Origin of the sequence: Micromonospora phaseoli, from assembly GCF_900109115.1 — a bacterium.
In the GTDB taxonomy this organism is placed as follows: Bacteria; Actinomycetota; Actinomycetes; order Mycobacteriales; family Micromonosporaceae; genus Micromonospora; species Micromonospora phaseoli.
Map to the genome: position 1 here is coordinate 14,458 of NZ_FNYV01000010.1, position 21,146 is coordinate 35,603.

The window sequence follows — 21,146 nt, forward strand, 5'->3', positions numbered from 1 at the left end:
CGGCCCTGTTCGAAGGGACTCCCATGTCTGACACCCTCGCCGAGCGGCTCGCCCAGCTCTCCCCGGAGCGGCGTCGGCTGCTGCTGGAGCGGCTGCGCCAGGGCGACGCGCGTCCCGCCGGGATCGTCCAGGCACCCCGGGACGGAGCCGTGCCGCTGTCGTTCGCCCAGGAGCGGCTCTACTTCCTGTGGCGGCTGGCACCGAACTCGGCGGCGTACCACGCGCCGGTGGCGGTGCGCCTGCACGGCCCGGTCGACGTGGTGGCGCTCGGCGAGGCGCTGTCGGCGCTGGTGGCGCGGCACGAGGTGCTGCGAACCCGCTACGTCGACGGCGCGGCCGGCCCCGAGCAGGTGGTCGACCCGGCGGCCCCGGTCCCGTTGCCGGTGGTGGACGTACCGGACGGTCACCGGTCGGCGGCGGCACTGCGTGAGCTGGTGGACGCCGAGACGTTGCGGCCGTTCGACCTGGCGGGCGGCCCGGTGCTGCGCGCGACGCTGTACCGGTGTGCTCCCGGTGAACACGTGCTGCTGCTGGTGATGCACCACATCGCCTGCGACGGCTGGTCCCTGCCGATCATGTGGCGGGAGCTGTCCGCGGTCTACCGCGGTGGCGCCGCGGCGGCGGCGCAGCTGCCGCCGCTGCCCGTGCAGTACGCCGACGTCGCCTGGTGGCAGCGTCGCCAGCAGGCCGACGGCGGGTACGAGCAGGGCCTGCGCCACTGGCAGGACCGCCTGGCACAGGTGCCCGTGCTGGACCTGCCGGTCGCCCGCCCCCGACCGATGACGCCGACGTTCACCGGCGACCGGGTGTCGGTACGGCTGCCGGCCCCGGTCGCCACCGGACTGCGGGAGATCGGCCGGACCAGCGGCTGCACCCCGTTCGTCGTCCTGCTCGCCGCCTTCCAGGTGCTGCTGTCCCGGCTCTCCGGCCAGCACGACATCGCCGTCGGTACGCCGGTCGCCGGACGGGACTCCGACGTCGTCGCCGGGCTGGTCGGATTCTTCGCCAACACCGTCGTGCTGCGAACCGACCTGTCGGGCGATCCCACCTTCGTCGATCTGCTCACCCGGGTTCGCACCGTCGTGCTCGACGGCCTGGCTCACCAGGACGTGCCGTTCGACCAGGTGGTCGAGCGGATCAACCCGGCGCGGGACGCGAGCGCCACCCCGCTGTTCCAGGTCATGTTCACCACCGACGGTGACGCTGCCGCCGCGAACGACGCCTGGGACCTGGGCGACGTCGACGTCGAGCCGTACACCGGGGCGGCGCAGGGCGCGCAGGTCGACCTGACGCTCGGTCTGCGCGACGGCCCGGACGGCCTGACCGGTGAGCTGGAGTACAGCGTGGACCTCTACGACCGCGACACCGCCGAGCGGATCGTGGAGCACCTGGAACAACTGCTCGCCGGCATCGCCGCCCAGCCGGACCGGCCGATCGGCGACTACCGCCTGTCGACCAGCCACGAGCGCCGGATGGTCCGGGACTGGAACAGCACCCGGCTGAGCTACTCGCCGCAGGTCTCCGTCGAGCAGCACTTCGAGCAGTACGCCGAGGCGACCCCGGACGCGCCCGCACTGGTCTGGGACGGGCGGACGCTCGACTTCGCCACCGTCGAGGAGCGCGCGAACCGCATCGCGAACCTGCTTCGCGGGTACGGGGTGGGCATCGACGACCGGGTCGCGATCTGTGTCGGACGCGGTCATGACACGGTCGTCGCCCCGCTGGCCGTGCTCAAGGCCGACGCCGCGTTCGTGCCGGTGGACCCGGAGCAGCCCCGCGCCCGGATCGCCGTGCTGCTCGACGACGCCGCACCCCGGGTGCTGCTCTGCGACGCCGGCACCGCCCCCGACCTGCCGGCCGGTCCGTGGCAGGTGGTCCGGCTCGACGACCCGGCCACCCTCGACGGGGTGCCGAGCGGCCGGCCGCCCCGCACGGCGCCCCCGTCCGCGCTCGCCTACGTCATCCACACCTCCGGCTCGACCGGTACGCCGAAGGGCGTGATGGTCACCCGGGGCGGGATGGCGAACCTGCGGGCGGCCTGGACACCCTGGGAACCGAGATCGCTGCGCCGCTGGATGACCATCGCCAGCGCGGCTTTCGACGTCTTCGTCGGTGATCTGGTACGCAGCGTCACCTTCGGCAGTTGCCTGGTGCTCGGCCACCGATCCCTCGCCCGCGACCCACGGGCCCTGGTGGACGCGCTCGCCGCGGAGCGCGTCGACGCCTTCGACACCGTGCCCGCCGTGCTGACCGCGATCACCGCGCAGCTGGCCGAGAGCGGTCGGTCGCTGCCCGAGATCAAGCTGCTGATGGTCGGTGCGGACAGCTTCGCGGTCAGCGACTACGCGGCGGCGCTGGAGGTCCTGCCGCCGGGCGTGCGCGTCGTCAACGCCTGGGGAGCGACCGAGACCTCGATCGACAGCACCATGTTCGCGGCCCGACCCGGGGTCACGACCGCCTCCGGCATCGTCCCGGTGGGTTCCCCGGTGGCGAACACCGCCGTGCACGTGCTCGACGAGCGCCTGCGTCCGGTGCCGGTGGGGGTGATCGGCGACCTCTACGTCGGCGGACACGGGGTGACCCGTGGCTACCTGAACCTACCGGGGCTGACGGCCGACCGGTTCCTGCCCGACCCGTACGGCAGTGACGGTGGCAGCCGGCTCTACCGGACCGGGGACCGGGGGCGGTGGCTCGCCGACGGTGCCATCGAGTTCATCGGCCGCAGCGACGACCAGGTGCAGATCCGTGGCCACCGGGTCGAGCCGGGCGAGATCGAGGCGGTGCTCCGCGGGCACGACGCGGTCAGTGAGGCGTGTGTGCTGGCGGTCCGCGACGGGGTGTCCCACCACCGGCTCGTCGCGTACGTGGTGGCCGCGCCCGGCACCTCGCCGTCCGGTGCCGACCTGCGGGCCTATCTGGACGAACGGCTGCCGGCCCAGCTGCGGGTCTCGGCGTTCGTACCGATCGACCGGCTGCCCCGCACCCTGAGCGGGAAGGTCGACAAGGCCCAGCTACCGGCCGTCACGCCCGAGGACGGCACCGTGGCGCGGGTCGCCCCACGCGACGACACCGAGCGCGCGGTGGCGCAGGTGTGGCGGCAGGTGCTGGGCCGTGCCGACGAGATCGGCGTGCACGACGACTTCTTCGAGGCCGGCGGGCACTCGCTGCTGGCCACCCGGGTCGTCTTCGGCCTGCGTCAGGCGCTCGGTATCGAGCTGCCGGTCCAGGCGGTCTTCGACGCGCCGACCGTCGCCTCGATGGCGGTCAAGCTCGCCGGCACCGTGCGCGTCGACGAGCAGGCACCGGCGCGGGTGCCACGCCAGGCCGACGGGATGCCGCTGTCGTACGCCCAGGAGCGGCTCTACTTCCTCTGGCAGTACGCACCGGAGTCACCGGCCTACAACATGCCCGTCGCGGTGCGGCTGTACGGGGCGCTCGACGTCGACGCCCTCGCCGGTGCTTTGGGCGACGTGGTCGCCCGGCACGAGATCCTGCGTACCCGTTACGTCGCCACCGACGACGGCCCGGTGCAGGTCGTCGACCCGCCGCAGCCGGTCGCGCTGCCCGTCGTCGCGGTCACCGGCCTCGCCGACGACCTGGTCACCCGGATCCTGCACGACGAGTGGGCCCGGCCCTTCGATCTCGCCACCGGCCCGGTGCTGCGCGGCAGCCTGCTGCGGGTCGGCGACGCCGAACACGTGCTGCTGGTGGTGCTGCACCACATCGCCTACGACGGCTGGTCCCACCAGGTCGTGTGGCGCGAGGTGACCGAGTGCTACCGGGCCCGTCGCGCGGGCACCACGCCCACGCTCGACCCCGTCTCCCTGCACTACGCCGACTTCGCCTGGTGGCAGCGGCAGCGGCGGGAGAGCGGCCGGTACGACGAGGCGCTCGGGTACTGGCAGCGGCAGCTCGCCGACCTTCCGGTGCTCCGCCTGCCGGCCGACCGTCCCCGCCCCGCGACGGCCAGCTTCGCCGCCGACCGGGTCTGCCTGAGGATCCCGGCGGAGGTGGTGCACCGGCTGCGCGAGCTGTCCGCCGCGCGGGGCGTCACGCCGTTCATGGTGCTGCTGGCCGCGTTCCAGGTGCTGCTCGCGCGGCTGAGCGGCCAGCGCGACATCGCCGTGGGTACCCCGGTCAGCGGCCGGGACCATCCCGAGCTGGCCGACGTCGTCGGCTTCCTGGTCAACAGCGTCGTCATCCGCACCGACCTCGGCGACGCACCGCACGGTCCGACCTTCGCCGAGCTGCTGGACCGGGTGCGGGGCACCGTGCTCGGCGCGCTCAGCCACGCCGAGGTGCCCTTCGACCACGTGGTGGAGCGGCTCAATCCGGTACGGGACCAGAGCATGTCGCCGCTGTTCCAGGTGATGTTCACCCTCGCGGGAGCCGAGGACGACCCCACCGACCTCGCCGACGTGCAGGCCCGGACGCAGGACCTGACGCTCTCGTCGCTTCAGTTCGACCTGGCGCTGATGATGCAGCTCGCCGGTGACCAGCTCACCGGCGAGGTCTACTTCGCCACCGACCTGTTCGACCGCGACACCGCCACGCTGCTCGCCGACCGGCTCGTCCGGCTGGTCGGCAACCTGGTGGCGGATCCGACGACGCCGGTCGGCCGGGTGGAGATCCTGGCCGCGCGGGAGCGGCACGACCTGCTCACCACCTGGGCGGGTGGTCCGGGCGAGCGGCCCGCCGCCACCCTCGCCGCCCTGTTCGAGGCGCAGGTCGCGGCCACCCCGTCGGCGCCCGCCGTCGAGGCGGACGGCAGGACGCTGCGCTACACGGAACTCAACGAGCGGGCCAACCGGCTGGCCCGGGTCCTGGTCGCCCGGGGAGTGGGGCCGGAACGGACGGTGGCGCTGGCGCTGCCCCGGTCGATCGACCTGATCGTCGGCATCGTCGCGGTGGCCAAGGCCGGCGGAGCCTACCTGCCGGTGGACCTCACCTACCCCGCCGAACGACTGGCCTTCCTGCTCGGCGACGCCGCGCCCGCCACGGTACTGACCACCCGGGCCGGGCTGGCCGGGCTACCCGGGACGGGGGACGCCGAGACGATCGTCCTGGACGACGTCGACCTGACCGGGTTGTCCCCGGCCAACCTGTCCGACGCAGACCGGCTGGGCCCGCTGCGGGTCGCGAACCCGGCGTACGTCATCTACACCTCCGGATCCTCCGGCACCCCGAAGGGCGTGCAGGTGACGCACGCCGGCATCGCCGGGCTGTTGGCCAACCAGATCGCCCGCCACGACGCCCGGCCGGGCGCCCGGGTGTCGCAGCTGGTGTCGCCGAGCTTCGACGTGATGGTGGCGGAGGTGTCGATGGCACTGCTCGCCGGCGGTTGTCTCGTCGTGGCACCGACCACCTTCGCGGGCGAGGAGCTGTACGCGTACCTCGCCGAGAACCGGATCAGCCACGCGCACATCCCCCCGTCGGTGCTGGCCACCGTTCCGCAGCGGGAACTGCCGCGGCTGACCACGATCGTGACCGGTGGCGAGAGCTGCCCACCCGAGGTCGTCGCCCACTGGTCGACGGGCCGGCGACTGGTCAACGCCTACGGGCCGACCGAGGCGACCATCGACGTCAGCTCGCGGGTACACGACTCGGCCGACCCGCCGGAGCTGCGGGCCGTACGCGGTGATATCGGTCGTCCCATCGACGGAGCTCGTGTCTATGTGCTGGACGAGGGTCTGGGACTGGTCGCGCCGGGTGCGGCCGGTGAGCTGTACGTGGCCGGTCCGGGGCTGGCGCGGGGCTATCGGGGGCGGGCGGGCCTGACCGCGGCGCGGTTCGTCGCCGACCCGTACGGGCCGGCCGGCTCGCGCATGTACCGCACGGGTGACGTGGTGCGGTGGCGGGCGGACGGCGGCCTGGGTTTCGTGGGCCGGGCCGACGACCAGGTGAAGGTGCGCGGGTTCCGGGTGGAGCTCGGTGAGATCGAGGCCGTGTTGGCGGCGGGGCCCGCAGTCGGCCAGGTCGCGGTGGTGGTGCGCGAGGACCGGCCCGGCGACCAGCGGTTGGTCGGCTACGTCTGTGCGGCGGACGGCACGTCGGTCGACGTGGAGGTGCTGCGGGCGTTGGCGGCGCAGCGGCTGCCCGGCTTCATGGTGCCGTCGGCGTTGGTGGTGCTGGAGTCGTTGCCGTTGACGGCGAACGGGAAGTTGGACCGGGCGGCGTTGCCGGCCCCGGCACTGGGCCCGGGTGAGAGCGGTCGAGCGCCGGTCGGCCCTCGGGAGTCGGTGTTGTGCGGGCTGTTCGCCGAGGTCCTCGGCGTGGACCGGGTCGGGGTGGACGACGGCTTCTTCGAGCTGGGCGGGCACTCTCTGCTCGCGACGCGGTTGGTGTCGCGGGTGCGTTCGGTGCTCGGTGTGGAGTTGACGATCCGGGCGTTGTTCGAGAACCCGACCGTCGCCACCCTCGCGAAAGCCATCGACCCGACGCTGACCGCCCGGCCCGCCGTGCGGGCGGTGCCGCGCGGCGAGAGCGTCCCGCTCTCCTTCGGCCAGCAACGCCTGTGGTTCCTCGACCGGATGGACGGCGAGGACACCGGCGCGCGGAACACCCCCATCGCACTGCGCCTGGGGGGAGCTCTCGACGTCGAGGCGCTCGCCGCGGCCGTCGGTGACCTGGCCGGCCGGCACGAGCCGCTGCGGACCGTCATCGGCGAACAGGGCGGCGTGCCGTTCCAGACGGTGTTGCCGCCGACCCGGCCGCCGATGCCGGTGCTGGAGACCACCGAGGAGGACCTCGCCGACGCCCTGTCCGAGGCGACCTCCCGTGGCTTCGACCTGTCGGCGCAGATCCCGCTGCGGGCGTACCTGTTCCGACTCGATCCGGAACTCCACGTCCTGCTGCTGGTCATGCACCACATCGCGGTCGACGGAGCGTCGCTCGCGCCGCTGAGTCGCGACCTGGCCGACGCCTACTCGGCTCGCCGCCGGGGTCAGGCACCGCAGTGGCAACCGCTGCCCATCCAGTACGCCGACTACGCCATCTGGCAGCGGGAGATCCTCGGCGACGACGGGGACCGCGACAGCGAGATCAACCGCCAGCTGGACTACTGGCGGACGAAGCTGGCGGGCTCGCCCGAGGAGCTGCCCCTGCCCACCGACCGGCCCCGCCCTCCGGTGGCCAGCTACGCGGGGGACACCGTCGCCCTGCGCCTGGACGCCGACCAGCACGGCGCGTTGCTGAGTCTGGCCCGCGACCAGCGGCTGAGCCTGTTCATGGTGGTGCAGGCGGGACTCGTGGCCCTGCTGTCCCGGATGGGAGCCGGTGCCGACATCCCGATCGGCACGCCGTCGGCGGGCCGTGGCGATCCGGCGCTGGAGGCGATGGTCGGCTACTTCGTCAACACGTTGGTGCTGCGTACCGACGTCAGCGGCGACCCGACCTTCGCCGAGCTGCTCGCCCGGGTACGCGACACCGACCTGGCCGCCTACGACAACCAGGACGTCCCGTTCGAGCGGGTGGTGGAGGCGGTCAGCCCGACCCGCTCCCTGGCCCGGTTCCCGCTGTTCCAGGTGCTGCTGGCCTTCCAGAACAATGCCTCGGCCGCGTTCGAGTTCGCCGATCTGCGGGTCAGCCACGAGGCGGTCCGGCACGGCGTCTCCGAGTACGACCTGACCCTGGACGTGTTCGAGGATTACGCACCGGACGGCTCCCCGGCGGGCCTGCGGGGATACCTGGAGTACTCGACGGACCTGTTCGACGAGCCGTCGGTCGTGGCGCTGGCCGAGCGCCTGGTGCGGCTGCTGGCCGCCGGGGTCGCCGACCCGCACGCCCCGGTCAGCACGTTGGAGGTGATGTCAGCCGACGAACGCCAGGCGGTCACCGAGGGCTGGATGGGTCCGAGCTGGCCGGCGCCGGCGGTCCGGCTCACCGACCTGCTCGCCGAGCAGGTCGCGGGTACCCCCGACGAGGTGGCGGTGGTCTGTGACGACCAGCGCATGACCTTCGCGGAGCTGAACGGGCGGGCCAACCGGCTGGCCCGGCTGCTGGTCGACCGGGGAGTCGGCCCGGAACGGGTGGTCGCCCTGGCCGTGCCCCGCTCGGCCGACATGGTGGTGGCCCTGTTCGCGGTGCTCAAGGCCGGTGGTGCCTACCTGCCACTGGACCTGGAGCATCCGGCGGACCGGCTGGCCTTCATGCTGGCCGACGCCGCTCCGGTGGTCGTCCTCGGCACCGCCGACGGCCTGGCCGCGCTGCCGCCGCTGACCACCCCCGTGGTCCAGCTCGACCACGACGCGCTGCGGTCCGAACTGGACGCACTCTCCGACGCGGACCTTGACGACCCGGAGCGCATCCAGCCCCTGCGGCCGGAGAACCCGGCCTACGTCATCTACACCTCGGGGTCGACCGGGCGCCCCAAGGCGGTGGTCATCGAACACCGCGGCATGGTCAACCTCTACTGGAGCCACCGCAACACGTTCTTCCGTCCCGAGGTGGCCGCCGCCGGCGGCGGGCGGCTACGGATCGGCTTCACCGCGCCGCTGACCTTCGACACCTCGTGGGACTCCCTGCTGTGGATGCTCGACGGCCACGAGCTGCACGTCATCAACGACTTCGTCCGCCGGGACGCGGAGGCCTTCGTCGACTACATCGACCGGCAGCGCATCGGCTTCGTCGACCTGACGCCGTCGTTCATGCAGCAGCTCGTCGCGGCCGGGATGTTCGCCGACGGCCGGCACCACCCGACCGTGCTGATGGTCGGTGGCGAGGCCGTCACCGAGACGCTGTGGAACGCCATGCGGGCCACGCCCGACACCGCCAGCTACAACTTCTACGGCCAGACCGAATGCTCGAATGACACCGCCTCGTACCGGGTCTCCGACGGGGACGTGCCGCTGATCGGCAAGCCGATCCTCAATTCGCGGCTGTATGTGCTGGATGAGGGGCTGGGTCTGGTGGCGCCGGGCGCGGCCGGCGAACTGTATGTGGCGGGCGCGGGCCTGGGCCGTGGCTACTGGGGCCGAGCGGGATTGACGGCGTCGCGGTTCGTCGCCGACCCCTTCGGGCCGGCCGGTACGCGGATGTACCGCACGGGTGACGTGGTGCGGTGGCAGTTGGACGGCAATCTGAGCTTCGTCGGTCGGGTCGACGACCAGGTGAAGGTGCGCGGGTTCCGGGTGGAGCTCGGTGAGATCGAGGCGGTGCTGGGGTCGGGGCCCGAGGTGGGCCAGGTCGCGGTGGTGGTGCGCGAGGACCGTCCGGGGGATCAGCGGTTGGTGGGCTATGTCTGCCCGAGCGCTGGTGGGCGGGTGGACGTGGAGGTGCTGCGGGCGTTGGCGGGGCAGCGGCTGCCCGGCTTCATGGTGCCGTCGGCGTTGGTGGTGCTGGAGTCGTTGCCGTTGACGGCGAACGGGAAGTTGGATCGGGCGGCGTTGCCGGTTCCGGAGCTGGGCGTGGGTGGGGCCGGTCGGGGGCCGGTCGGGGGCCGGTCGGTCCTCGGGAGTCGGTGTTGTGCGGCTTGTTCGCCGAGGTTCTGGGCATCGAGCGGGTCGGGGTGGACGACGGCTTCTTCGATCTGGGCGGGCATTCCCTGCTGGCCGCGCGGTTGGTGTCGCGGGTGCGTTCGGTGCTCGGTGTGGAGTTGACGATCCGGGCGTTGTTCGAGAACCCGACCGTCGCCACCCTCGCCGGTGCCATCGAATCCGGTGTGGCGTCCGACCCGTTCGACGTGCTCATGCCGATGCGCGTCCACGGTGACGCGGCACCGCTGTTCTGCGTGCACCCGGTCGGCGGACTGAGCTGGTGTTATTCGGGCCTGCTCCGGCAGCCGGGGATCGACCGCCCGATCTACGGCCTGCAGGCGCGCGGCGCCGACGGCGGTGGCGTGCTGGCCGGCAGCGTCGAGGAGATGGCCGCCGACTACCTCACCGAGATCCGTCGGGTCCAGCCGCACGGCCCCTACCACCTGCTCGGCTGGTCCTTCGGTGGCCTGGTCGCCCACGCCATGGCCACCGCGCTACAGCAGGAGGGCGAACGGGTCGCGGTGCTCGCTCTGATCGACAGCTACCCGGCGATGGAGGTGGAGGACGAGCGGGTCGAGAACGCGGCGGAGGCCCGCGCGCTGCTCTTCGACGCCCTCGGCCTGCCGGAGCCGCGCACCGGACCCGACGACGTGACCGACCCGCACGGTGGCGAGGCCGAACCGGATCCGGGCGGCGACGACGTCCTCGACGGCAAGACCGTCGAGGCACTGACCGGGGTCGTGCTGAACAACGCCCGCCTGATGGACGCGTTCACCCCCCGGCTGTTCCACGGCGACCTGCAGTTGTTCGTGGCGACGCAGACCTGGGACGACCGTCTCGACCCCGCCTCGGTGTGGCAGGGCTACGTCGTCGGCCGGGTCGACGTGGTGCGGGTCGACTGCGAGCACAACCGGATGACCCAAGCCCCGGCCCTGGACGCCATCGGGCCGGTGCTGGCCGACCGGTTGCGGAACGCCCGCGACCACGAGATCCCCACGGCATGAGAGGAACGAGCGATGAGACAGCCGGACGAGGTCCGCTTCAAGGTCGTGGTCAACCACGAGGAGCAGTACTCGGTGTGGTGGTCGGACCGGCCCAACCCGCCGGGCTGGCAGGACGAGGGCACTGACGGCACCCGTCAGGAGTGCCTCGACCACATCGACCGGGTGTGGAAGGACATGCGGCCGCGCAGCGTGCGTACGGCTCGGGAAGCGATCCAGGGAGTGAAGGCATGATGATCCGCGACGTTGTCATCGTCGGCGGCGGCACCGCCGGCTGGATGACCGCCACCTACCTCAAGACCGCCTTCCAGGACCGGATCTCGGTGACTCTCGTCGAGTCGGCGGCGGTCGGCACCATCGGCGTCGGCGAGGCGACGTTCAGCACCATCCGGCACTTCTTCGACTACCTCGGTCTCGACGAGCGCGACTGGATGCCGCAGTGCAGCGGCTCCTACAAGCTGGCCATCAAGTACGACAACTGGCGCGGCGACGGCAGCCACTTCTACCACCCGTTCGAGCGGCTCCGTACCTCCGACGGGTTCACCATGGCGGAGTGGAACCTGGCGCTCGGCGACGCGACCGAGAGCTTCGACCGGGGCTCCTTCATCACCCCGTACCTGTGCGAGGCGCAGCGATCGCCGCGGATGCTCGACGGCAGCCTGTTCACCACGAGCCTGGACGGCGCGCTCGGCCGGTCCACCCTGGACGAGCAGCGAGCCCAGTTCCCCTACGCCTACCACTTCGACGCCGCGTTGATGGCGCGCTACCTGACCAAGCTCGGCGTCGAACTGGGCGTGCGGCACGTGGTCGCCGACGTGGTGGGTGTCGGGCAGGACGAGCGGGGCTGGCTCACCCACGTCACCACCCGCGACCAGGGCGATGTGACCGGGGACCTCTTCGTCGACTGCACCGGTTTCCGGGGACTTCTGATCAACCAGACGCTCCAGGAGCGGTTCATCTCCTTCACCGACGTGCTGCCGAACAACCGGGCGGTGGCGCTGCGGGTGCCGCGGGACATGGAGCGCCAGGGGATCGACCCCTACACCAAGGCGACGGCGAAGGAGGCGGGCTGGATCTGGACCATCCCGCTGTACGGCCGGATCGGCACCGGCTATGTCTACTCGGACGAGTTCTGCGACCCGGACGAGGCCGAGCGCACGCTGCGCGAGTTCGCCGCACCCGGGCAGGACGACCTGGCGGCCAACCACATCCGGATGCGGATCGGCCGCAACGAGCGTTCCTGGGTCAACAACTGCGTGGCCGTCGGCCTGTCCAGCGGCTTCGTCGAGCCGCTGGAGTCCACCGGCATCTTCTTCATCCAGCACGCCATCGAGCAGCTGGTGAAGCACTTCCCGGACAACACCTGGGACCCGGTGCTGATCCGTGGCTACAACGAGAAGGTCGCCAGGGTGATCGACGGGGTCAAGGAGTTCCTGGTCCTGCACTACGTCGCCTCGCCCCGGCAGGACACCGCGTACTGGCGCGAGACCAAGGTGCGCAAGATCCCGGACGGGTTGGCCGAGCGACTGGAGACCGCCGCCGTGCGGGTGCTCGACGAGAGCACGATCTACCCCTACTACCACGGCTTCGAGGTCTACTCGTGGATCACCGTTCTGCTCGGCATGGGGTGGGCGCCGAAGAGCGCCCGACCGGCCCTGGCGCACATCGACCCGACGCGCGCGTCGGCCGAGTTGGCGGCGATCCGGGCTGACGCCGAACGGCTGGTCAACACCCTGCCCAACGCGTACGAGTACCTGAGCACCATCCAACCGCCCACCGCCCAGGGGCGGTCATGACCGTCGTGCCGATGCACCCCTCGCCGGAGCGGTCGCTCGCCGAGGGCTGTCGGACGTTCATGAGCGGCTTCCCGACCGGGGTTGCCGTGGTGACCAGCGTCGACGGCCAGGGTGGACCGTGGGGGCTCACCTGTTCCTCGCTGATGAGCGTCACGTTGGAGCCGCCGACCCTGCTGGTCAGCCTCCGGGTGGGCAGCCGGACGCTGGCCGCCATCGAGGATCGGGGGATCTTCGCGGTCAACCTGCTGCACGCACGGGGACAGGCGGCAGCGGAGACCTTCGCCGCCGGCGCCCCGGACCGGTTCCATCGGGTGCGTTGGCAGCCCCGGGGCGACGATCGGCTGCCGTGGCTGGTGGACGACGCCTGCGGGTTTGCCGCCTGCGCGCTGACCGACGTCCGCGTCGTCGGTGACCACGCGCTGGTGGTGGGTCAGGTCACCGACGTTCAGTACACCGCCGACACGCCCCTGCTGTACGGGCTGCGCCAGTACTCGATGTGGCAGTCCTCGATCGTGGAAGGGTCCACGTGCGCCAGCTAGTTCTCGTCAACATGCCCTTCGCCGACCGGCGTCGACCGTCGTTCGCGCTCAGCCAGCTCTCCGCGCTGGTGCGCCGCGACTTTCCCGAGGACTTCGACGTCCGGGTGTGTTACATCAACCATGACTTCGTCCGCTACTTCGGCGCGCCGGAGTACGACGCCATAGCCGGGGACATGGACTTCCACGTCGCCGGTGTCGGGGACTGGATGTTCCGGCAGCTCGCCTTCCCGGAGCTGCCGGACAACGCCGACGAGTACTTCAGCCGCTACTTCACCGGCCCGGCAAAGGCCGACCTGCGGCGTACGGTGCTGCGTCGCCGGGAGGGCCTGCGGGACTTCCTGCTGAGCATGATCGACAAGTATCGCCTCGGCGAGGCGGACCTGCTCGGCTTCAGCTCGATGTTCACCCAGAACCTGCCCAGCCTCGCGGTGGCCCGGATCGTCAAGGACCGCAATCCCGCGGTGACCACCCTCATCGGGGGCGCCAACTGCGAGGCGCCGATGGGCGCCGCGTTGGCGCAGAACTGCCCGCAGCTCGACTTCGTGTTCTCCGGTCCCGCGCTGGTCACCTTCCCCGAGTTCCTGCGCAGCGTGCTCGACGACGACCTCGACCGGGCGCACCAGATCAAGGGCGTCGTCACCCGGCGAAACCAGATGGAGAGCCGCTACCGCAAGGGCATCGGCCCGAACGCCGACATCGACGACTACTTCGACCCGGACTACTCCGAGTTCCGGGAGTCGTTCGACCAGATGGTGCGGCTGCCGGCGGCGGCGGCGGAGCCGATGCTCTTCTTCGAGACGTCCCGTGGTTGCTGGTGGGGGGAGCGGGCGCACTGCACCTTCTGCGGCCTCAACGGCCAGACCATGGCCTACCGGGCGATGCGCCCCGAGAACGCGCTCAAGCAGTTCGACTGGCTGTTCAGTCACGCGCCCTGGGCGAAGAAGTACTGCTGCACGGACAACATCATGCCGATGGACTACCTCACCGAGGTGTTCCCGAAGCTCGACCCGCCCGAGGGCATCTCGGTCTTCTACGAGGTGAAGGTCGGCCTGGACATCGAGGACATGACGGTGCTCGAACGCGCCGGGGTCAACGAGATCCAACCGGGCATCGAGGCGTTGGCGACGCCGACCCTCAAGCTGATGCGCAAGGGCACGTCGTCGTTCCAGAACATCCAGTTCCTGAAGAACTGCCTGCGGCTCGGGATCAGCCCGGTGTGGAACCTGCTGATCGGCTTCCCCGGCGAGGCGGAGCAGACGTACCGGCAGTACGTCGACGATCTGCCGCTGCTGTCTCATCTGCCGCCGCCGCAGGGCTGCTTCCCGGTGCGGTTCGACCGGTTCAGCCCCTACTTCAACAACGCGACCGAGTACGGGCTCGACCTTGAGCCGGTCGACCACTACCGGCTGACGTACCCCTTCGACCGCGACGGGCTGCGCGATGTGGCCTACTACTTCGCCGACCAGAAGGTCTCCGACTACATGATCTCGGCGGCGACCTGGCTGCGCCCGTTGCGGGACCGCGTCGGGCAGTGGAACTCGGCCTGGGCGACCGGCAGCGGACCGTCGCTGACCCTCACCCGCGCCGACGGGGTCACCACCATCCGCGACAGCCGGTCCGGCCAGCAGCGCAGCTACGTGCTCGACGAGCTCGACACCGAGTTGCTGCTGCACCTCGACAAGCCGGTACGGGTGGACAAGCTGGCCGCCGAGCTGCCGCGGCTCGCGGACGTGCTCGACAGCCGGCTGGCCGGACTGCGGGAACGCGGACTGCTCTTCTTCGAGGGGCACCGGGTGATGAGTGTCTGCGTCTCCGACAGCGACGTCGACCCGATGCCCCGCCCCCGCCGCACGGTGGTCGGGGGGACGAGATCGCTGTCGCTGTCGCCGACCCGCCCGCAACTGGACATTCAGGACCTGTCCGTACCCGTGGCCTAGACCGACCGGCTGGGCCCACACAGCGCGGGCACCGACCGCCTGGACCGACCGCCCGGACCGGGTGACCGCCTGGGCCGACCGCACGATCGAAGGAGCCTGTCATGCCGCTCGTCGTGGCCAACGGCACGAAGATCAATTATGCCGAGCGTGGCACGGGTGAGCCGGTCGTCCTGGTGATGGGGACCGGCAGTCCGGGCAGCGCCTGGCAGCTGCACCAGGTGCCGGCGCTGGTGGCGGCCGGGTACCGGGTCATCACGTTCGACAACCGGGGGATCGCGCCGTTGCCGCCGGGTGTGGCCAAGCCGACGATCGACGACCTGGTCGGCGATGTCGTCGCCCTGGTCGAGCGCATCTGCGGCGGCCGGGCCCGGCTCGTCGGCACGTCGATGGGTGCGCACGTGGTGCAGGAGGTGATGGTCGCCCGCCCCGACCTGGTGCACCAGTCGGTGCTGATGGCGACCCGGGGCCGGACCGACACCTTCCGGGGTGCGCTCGCCACCGCGGAGGCGGCGATCGCGCTGGGCGAGGCGAAGCTTCCGCCGCAGTTGCACGCCGTGTGGCGACTGATCCAGAGCCTGTCCCCGCACACGCTCAACGACGAGACGCAGGCCCGCTCCTGGCTGAGCCTGATGGAGTTCTTCCCACCGTCGCTCGAGGTGGCCGGGGCCCAGACGGAGCTGGAACGGATGGCCGACCGGCTCGACGCGTACCGGGCGCTCACACCGCCGCCGGACGGCTGTCTGGTAATCGGCTTCGCGGACGACCTGGTGACGCCGCCGCACCTGGGCAGGGAGGTGGCCGACGCGATTCCCGGTGCCCGGTTCGAGGAGATCGAGCGATGTGGGCACTTCGGTTATCTGGAGCGGCCGGACGCCGTCAACGCCCTGCTCATCAATTTCTTTCGGTCAATGGCCGATACGGCCTATCAGCAGTGAATGGGAGGTAACTGTGGAAGCTTCTGTGACAGATCCCCTCGCGAGTCTCAAGACGCACGAGGTGAGCTCGACGCAGCTGGCCGAGGCGCGTGAGCGGCTCGCGACGTACGGCTTCGCGAAACTGTCCTTCATCGTCCCGGAGGAGTTGAAGGCCGCCGTCGCCAAGGAGGTGCTGGAGTTGGTGGGCGGCGCGGGGGTTCGCCGGGACCTGCGCTTCGCGGCGACCGGCAACACGCTCCGTCGGATGCGGAACGTACGACGGGACGAGGTGGTGCGGCACAGCACGGTCATCCCGGCGGTGTACAGCTCGGAGACCCTGCTCGCACTGCTCTCCGAGGTGGCCGGCGAGGCGGTGCTGCCCTGCCCGTACGAGCCGGAGCAGTACGTGATCACCCGGCTGGAGAAGGTCGGCGACACGCACGGCTGGCACTGGGACGACTACGCCTTCGCCCTGGTCTGGATCATCGAGTGCCCCGAGGTCGAGCACGGCGGCTTCGTGCAGTGCGTGCCGGGGACGAAATGGAACAAGGAAAATCCGGAAATCCACCGGGCGCTGCTCGCCGGTCCGACCTACTCGGCCTCGTTCGTACCCGGTGACCTCTATCTGATGCGCACCGACACGACGTTGCACAGGGTCTACCCGATTACCGGCGGGGTGCGCACGATCATCAATATGGGTTACGCCGCCACCACGGACCTGGAGCGGCGCATTTCGCACGAGACAATGGACGCGTTGTGGGCCGATTCGGCTCCGGCGGCGCCCCAGATTCGCTAAAGGAGAACACAATGACCGACACAGTTTTCGTGCCGCGTCCGGAAGCGGCTCCGTCGTACACGGTCGGGGCGGCCGCCGGCCTCTTCTCGTCCTACGTGGTGACCTCGGCGATCTCCGCCAGCCACCAGCTCGGCCTGCTCGACCTGCTGCACACCGAGGGCAGCACCGACGTCGCCACGGCCGCCGGCAGTCGCCTGGACCATGGCATCGTCCGCCGACTGTTTGAGACCCTGGTGTGGGCGAAGGTCGTCGAGGCCGACGGGGACCGCTACACGGTCGGGCCGGGCTTCGCCGACGTCTACGCCGCGCGTGGCTACTTCTACTGGCTGGTCAAGGGCTGCGGGGAGCTGTTCTCCATCGCGCCCGACGTCGCGGCGCCCGAGCAGCGGGTGGGCGACTTCTACCACCGGGACATGCGCGCGGTGGCGATCGGATCCCGCCTGATCGGCGACAGCGAGGTGGAACCGCTCTTCGACGAGATCATCACCGGTCTCGACTTCGGCGCGATCGCCGACCTCGGCTGCGGATCGGGGCAGCGCCTCATCCGGATCGCCGAGCGGGACCCGGCGGTGACGGCGGTCGGTGTCGACATCGCCCGGGGCGCGGTGGACCTGGCCGAGAAGTCGGTGGCGGACGCGGGACTGGACGGCCGGGTACACATCGTGCAGGGCGACGTGCTGACCCTGGAGCCCACCGCGGTCTTCGCCGACGTGGAGGTGGTGACCTGCGTCTTCATGGGCCATGACTTCTGGCCGATGCAGCGCTGCGTCGACGGGCTGGCCAACCTGCGTCGCGCCTTCCCGAACGTCAAGCGGCTGCTGCTCTGCGACGTGGTCCGCACGCCGGGACCGGCCAGCCCGGAGACGACCACGATCTTCACCCTCGGATTCGAGATGATCCACGCCCTGATGGGCGTCTACATCCCCAGCCGGGAGGAGTGGTTGGAGGCGTTCGGTGCGGCCGGCTGGGATCTGGTCCGCGAGCGCCACGTGGCCGCGCCGCCGTCCGGGATCCTCTTCGAACTGGTCCCGTCGGCCACCAGGAGCGCCTGAGATGACCAATCCGTTCGACCGCCAGGACGGCACCTACCTGGTGTTGGTCAACGACGAGTCGCAGTACTCCCTGTGGCCTGAATCGAATCCCGTGCCGGCCGGCTGGACGGTCGCGCACGGTCCGGCGGACCGGGACGCCTGCCTGGCCTTCATCGAGGCCACCTGGACCGACATGCGGCCCGCGAGCCTCGCCCGGGCGATGGCTGCGGACTCCGGAGCGCTCCAGTGACCACCGACTGGCCCCGCTACGAACTCAGCGACGCCGACCTCGCGGCGCTGACCTCGATCGTCGAGAAGGTACGGTCGGCACCCGGTGTGGACCCCAGGCAGCCCGACTTCTACGACCGGAACAGGTTCGCGGTGCGGCACCTGCCGGCGGGCCTGTGGGAGTTCCTTGACGACTTCCGGCACAGCGAGCCGGCGGCGGCCTGCTCGGTTCTCGGCTTTCCGGTGGACGACCGGCTGGTCGGGCCGACGCCGACGCACTGGGACGCCGAGCAGCGTGGCACCCACGTCACCGAGGTCGAGGTGTTCATGGCGTTGTGCGGCATGGCGTTGGGGGACCCCTTCACCTGGGCGACGCTCCAGGGTGGGCGGCTCATCCAGAACATCGTGCCGATCGCCGGCGACGAGGGCCGGCAGAACGGCCACGGCAGCGAGGCGTTGCTGGAGTTCCACACCGAGGACGCGTTCCACCCGAGTCGCTGCGATTACCTGCTGCTGTTCGGGGTGCGTAACGAGGACAAGGTCGCCACCACGGTGGCGTCGGTCCGGGAGTTGGCGTTGGACCCGGCCGACGTCGCGGTGCTCGGCCAACGGCGCTACCACATCCTGCCCGACGACGAGCACATCCGTCAGCTCACCCTGCGCCAGCCGGATCACCCGGCACTGAAGCTGGTCGAGCGGATGCGCGACGCCCCGGAGCCGGTCGCGGTGCTGTTCGGCGATCCGGCCCGACCGTACCTGCGGATCGACCTTCCGTTCATGCGGTGCGTGGGCGACGACCCGGTCGCCCAGCACGCCCTGGACGCCCTGCACGGGCAGTTGCTCGCCCATCAGCACGACGTGGTGGTGGAGCGCGGGACGCTGCTCGTCGTGGACAACTACCAGGCGGTACACGGCCGTAAGTCGTTCCGGGCCCGCTACGACGGGACCGACCGGTGGCTCAAGAAGCTCACGGTCAGCCGCAACCTGCGGGCCGGAAGCGGGTCGCCGGCGGGTAGCCGGGTGCTGGTCTGACCGGACGACGAGGTACCTCGGTGGTGGGCGCGCCGACGCGCCCACCACTACATCCAAGGGACGGGAGAGTTCGATGCGGACGGTAATCATCTCCGGCGCCTCCAGTGGCATCGGCTGGGCGACAGCGCAACGGTTCGCCGGCGGCGGCGACCGGGTGTACAACCTCGACGTGCGGGCCCCCGCCGATCCGCCGAACCCGGCGGTGCGCTGGATCGAGACCGACGTCGCGGACTGGTCGGCGGTACGCAGCGCGGTGACGCAGGTGGCCGACGCCGGCCCGATCGACGTGGTGATCGCCAACGCCGGCATCAGCGTCCGGCACGGCGTCCTGGAGTTGACCGAGGCGGACGCGCGTCGCGTCATCGACGTCAACCTGCTGGGCGTGCTCGGGCTGTGGCAGGCGGCCGCCGAGGTGATGGTGCGGCAACGGGCCGGCGTCCTGCTGGCCACCGCGTCGGTGAACGGTACGCGGGGCTATCCGTTCTACGCCGACTACAACGCGACCAAGGCCGGCATCGTGGCGCTGTGCCGCACCTTCGCCCTGGAGTTGAGCCCCTGGATCCGGGTGGCCTGCGTCAGCCCGGGTGCGGTGTTGACGCCGATGCAACTGACCGAGTACACACCGGCCATGTTGGACGAGGTCAACGCGAAGATCCCGGCCGGGCGGCACGCCGCGCCGGAGGAGATCGCCGCGGCCTTCCACTACCTCGCCTCCACCGAGGCGAGCTTTCTCACCGGCCAGGAGTTGGTCATCGACGGCGCGGAGACCGCCGGCGCGACCACCGCCGTGTTCGGTACCGGTACGACGATCGAGGCGGTGGCGTAAGTGCGCAAGCAGGAGTCTGAGCAGACGAGGAAGACGGTGTTGCTGGTGGTGGTCGGGGTGGTGGTGCTGCTGGTGCTCGCCGGAGCGGGCTCGGCCGTCTTTCTGACGGCGCGCAGCGGCGGGGTGGCCAAAGAGGTGGTCGACGACTACTACCGCGCGCTGGAGGAGCGGCGCTTCGACGACGCGTACGGGGTGCTCTGCTCCGACGTGCGCGATGGCCAGTCCCGGGAGGCGTTCGTGTCGGCCGTCGAGACGCGGCCGCCGAGTTCGCACGAGATGACCGGCGAGCTGCGGGTCAACGGCCTGCCGTGGAAGACCACCGGCACGGTGGGGGTCAGCGTCACCTATGCCGACGGCACGACGCAGGCCCGGATGGTGCCGCTGTTGCGTCAGGACGGCGACTGGCTGATCTGTGGGGCATCGGTGTGACCCTGCCGCGCCCCTCGCCCCGGAGCGCCGCGTCGCGGGACGCCCGGGGCAGGGGCGCGGGCCGGATCAGAGCCAGCGTTGCCGCACGGCGTTGGCGCCGGCCTGGAAGCGACTCTCCGCCCCGAGTCGGGTGGTCAGGTCGGACATCATCCGTTGGACGGTGCGTACCGACAGACCGAGCTTGCGTGCGGTGGCGTCGTCGGTGTAGCCGTCGCCGAGCAGCTGGAGCAGCTGGCGTTCGGCCGGTTCGAGCCCGTTCTCGTCCGTCGTCGCGGCGTGCCCCAGTGGCGTGGCCGTGGACCAGGCGTGGTCGAACAGGCTGCTGAGCGCGGCGGTGATCCCCGGGTTGTGGATCTCGATGGCGCCCTTGCGCGCGTCGGTGGGGTCGACCGGAAGCAGCGCGATGCTTCGATCCACGATGACCATCTGGAACAGGACGACCGGCACGCAGCGGGTCTCGCCGCCCAGGCTGTTGAACCAGCGGGCGTACGCGAGCGTGTCCGGGTCGTTGCGGAAGCTCTCCTGGTAGATCGACTTGATGGACACCCCCCGCTCCAGTGCCTCCTGGTTGACGGGCTTGCTGGCGGCCATGGCGTCCGGCCGGTGAGCGCCGCCGGGGTTGAACGACAGACACTCCACCTGCGTCAGCCGGGCCAGCTGCTCCAGGCGCTGCCGTACGCCGTCGAGCTGGACGATCTGGATCAGCTGGTCCTGGTGGTCGACCTGGTGAGCCTCGGACAGCGCGTCGATGGCGGCCTGGGTCGCCTCGATCTCGTACTGCTGCTGCGCGATGTCCGCCTTGGCGCGGGCGAGCAGCGCCGCGAGGCCGACCTTGGGGCTGGTCGGTCTGAGGTTCCCGGGGTTGACGGACGACTCGCGGACCAGCGCGAGTTCGATCAGCTCATCGAGGGCGTCGTGCACCTCCCGAGCGGACACCCCCAACGACTCCGCTATCTCGGCGACTCCCCAGGTCGAGTGACGCAACATGGTCATGTACACGGCCTCGGCCGTCGTCGATATACCTAGGGTGCTGAACACTCTGCCCCTCCTACTAAGTGCTCTGTGCCCTACCGGCAGTGCGCCCGACAGAGATTGTCAGATGGCAAACATGACTGGCAAGATCCGGCCACCGTGACGGGATCCC

General features: G+C 70.9%; 14 protein-coding genes. 13 read left to right on the forward strand and 1 reads right to left on the reverse strand.

Annotated features, from left to right (window positions below; genetic code table 11):
• Nucleotides 1-23 precede the first annotated feature (23 nt).
• The 13 genes from BMY89_RS31075 to BMY89_RS22770 all read left to right on the forward strand — a co-directional run bounded on the left by BMY89_RS31075 (nt 24) and on the right by BMY89_RS22770 (nt 20,002).
• On the forward strand, nt 24-9,596 hold the full coding sequence (locus BMY89_RS31075) for a non-ribosomal peptide synthetase (RefSeq protein ID WP_092382085.1): 9,573 nt from the start codon (nt 24-26) through the stop codon (nt 9,594-9,596).
• Complete coding sequence (locus BMY89_RS22715; protein ID WP_232521516.1) at nt 9,506-10,477, forward strand: thioesterase domain-containing protein; 972 nt, start codon at nt 9,506-9,508, stop codon at nt 10,475-10,477. The genes BMY89_RS31075 and BMY89_RS22715 overlap by 91 nt, the downstream gene beginning before the upstream one ends.
• A gap of 12 nt (nt 10,478-10,489) precedes the next feature.
• On the forward strand, nt 10,490-10,708 hold the full coding sequence (locus tag BMY89_RS22720; protein WP_092382087.1) for an MbtH family protein: 219 nt from the start codon (nt 10,490-10,492) through the stop codon (nt 10,706-10,708).
• Nucleotides 10,705-12,270 (forward strand): tryptophan halogenase family protein, encoded by a 1,566-nt coding sequence (locus tag BMY89_RS22725; RefSeq protein ID WP_198414108.1) that lies wholly within the window; start codon nt 10,705-10,707, stop codon nt 12,268-12,270. Before BMY89_RS22720 ends, BMY89_RS22725 begins: the two co-directional genes overlap by 4 nt.
• A complete protein-coding gene (locus tag BMY89_RS22730) occupies nt 12,267-12,809 on the forward strand; it encodes a flavin reductase family protein (protein ID WP_198414110.1) in 543 nt (180 codons plus the stop codon). Before BMY89_RS22725 ends, BMY89_RS22730 begins: the two co-directional genes overlap by 4 nt.
• A complete protein-coding gene (locus BMY89_RS22735) occupies nt 12,797-14,746 on the forward strand; it encodes a RiPP maturation radical SAM C-methyltransferase (protein WP_092382088.1) in 1,950 nt (649 codons plus the stop codon). Before BMY89_RS22730 ends, BMY89_RS22735 begins: the two co-directional genes overlap by 13 nt.
• A gap of 101 nt (nt 14,747-14,847) precedes the next feature.
• Nucleotides 14,848-15,681 carry an alpha/beta fold hydrolase gene (locus tag BMY89_RS22740; protein WP_092382089.1) on the forward strand — a complete coding sequence of 278 codons (834 nt, stop codon included), beginning with the start codon at nt 14,848-14,850 and terminating at the stop codon, nt 15,679-15,681.
• 25 nt (nt 15,682-15,706) lie between these two features.
• On the forward strand, nt 15,707-16,456 hold the full coding sequence (locus BMY89_RS22745) for a HalD/BesD family halogenase (RefSeq protein WP_139217994.1): 750 nt from the start codon (nt 15,707-15,709) through the stop codon (nt 16,454-16,456).
• 11 nt (nt 16,457-16,467) lie between these two features.
• On the forward strand, nt 16,468-17,508 hold the full coding sequence (locus BMY89_RS22750) for a class I SAM-dependent methyltransferase (RefSeq protein ID WP_092382091.1): 1,041 nt from the start codon (nt 16,468-16,470) through the stop codon (nt 17,506-17,508).
• A gap of 1 nt (nt 17,509) precedes the next feature.
• The gene (locus BMY89_RS22755; protein WP_092382092.1) at nt 17,510-17,737 is read left to right on the forward strand and encodes an MbtH family protein; all 228 of its coding nucleotides are present in this window, start codon (nt 17,510-17,512) and stop codon (nt 17,735-17,737) included.
• Nucleotides 17,734-18,747: a guanitoxin biosynthesis L-enduracididine beta-hydroxylase GntD gene (gene gntD, locus BMY89_RS22760; protein WP_092382093.1), complete on the forward strand. Its 1,014-nt coding sequence runs from the start codon at nt 17,734-17,736 to the stop codon at nt 18,745-18,747. The genes BMY89_RS22755 and gntD overlap by 4 nt, the downstream gene beginning before the upstream one ends.
• Nucleotides 18,748-18,820: 73 nt before the next feature.
• Nucleotides 18,821-19,573, forward strand: a complete 753-nt coding sequence (locus tag BMY89_RS22765; RefSeq protein ID WP_092382094.1) for an SDR family NAD(P)-dependent oxidoreductase — start codon at nt 18,821-18,823, stop codon at nt 19,571-19,573.
• Complete coding sequence (locus BMY89_RS22770) at nt 19,574-20,002, forward strand: Rv0361 family membrane protein (RefSeq protein WP_092382095.1); 429 nt, start codon at nt 19,574-19,576, stop codon at nt 20,000-20,002.
• Between the two features lie 66 nt (nt 20,003-20,068).
• Here the strand turns inward: BMY89_RS22770 and BMY89_RS22775 are convergent, their stop codons facing one another.
• Entirely contained in the window at nt 20,069-21,040 is a 972-nt protein-coding gene (locus BMY89_RS22775; RefSeq protein WP_092382096.1) for a helix-turn-helix domain-containing protein, read from the reverse strand.
• Nucleotides 21,041-21,146: the final 106 nt, after the last annotated feature.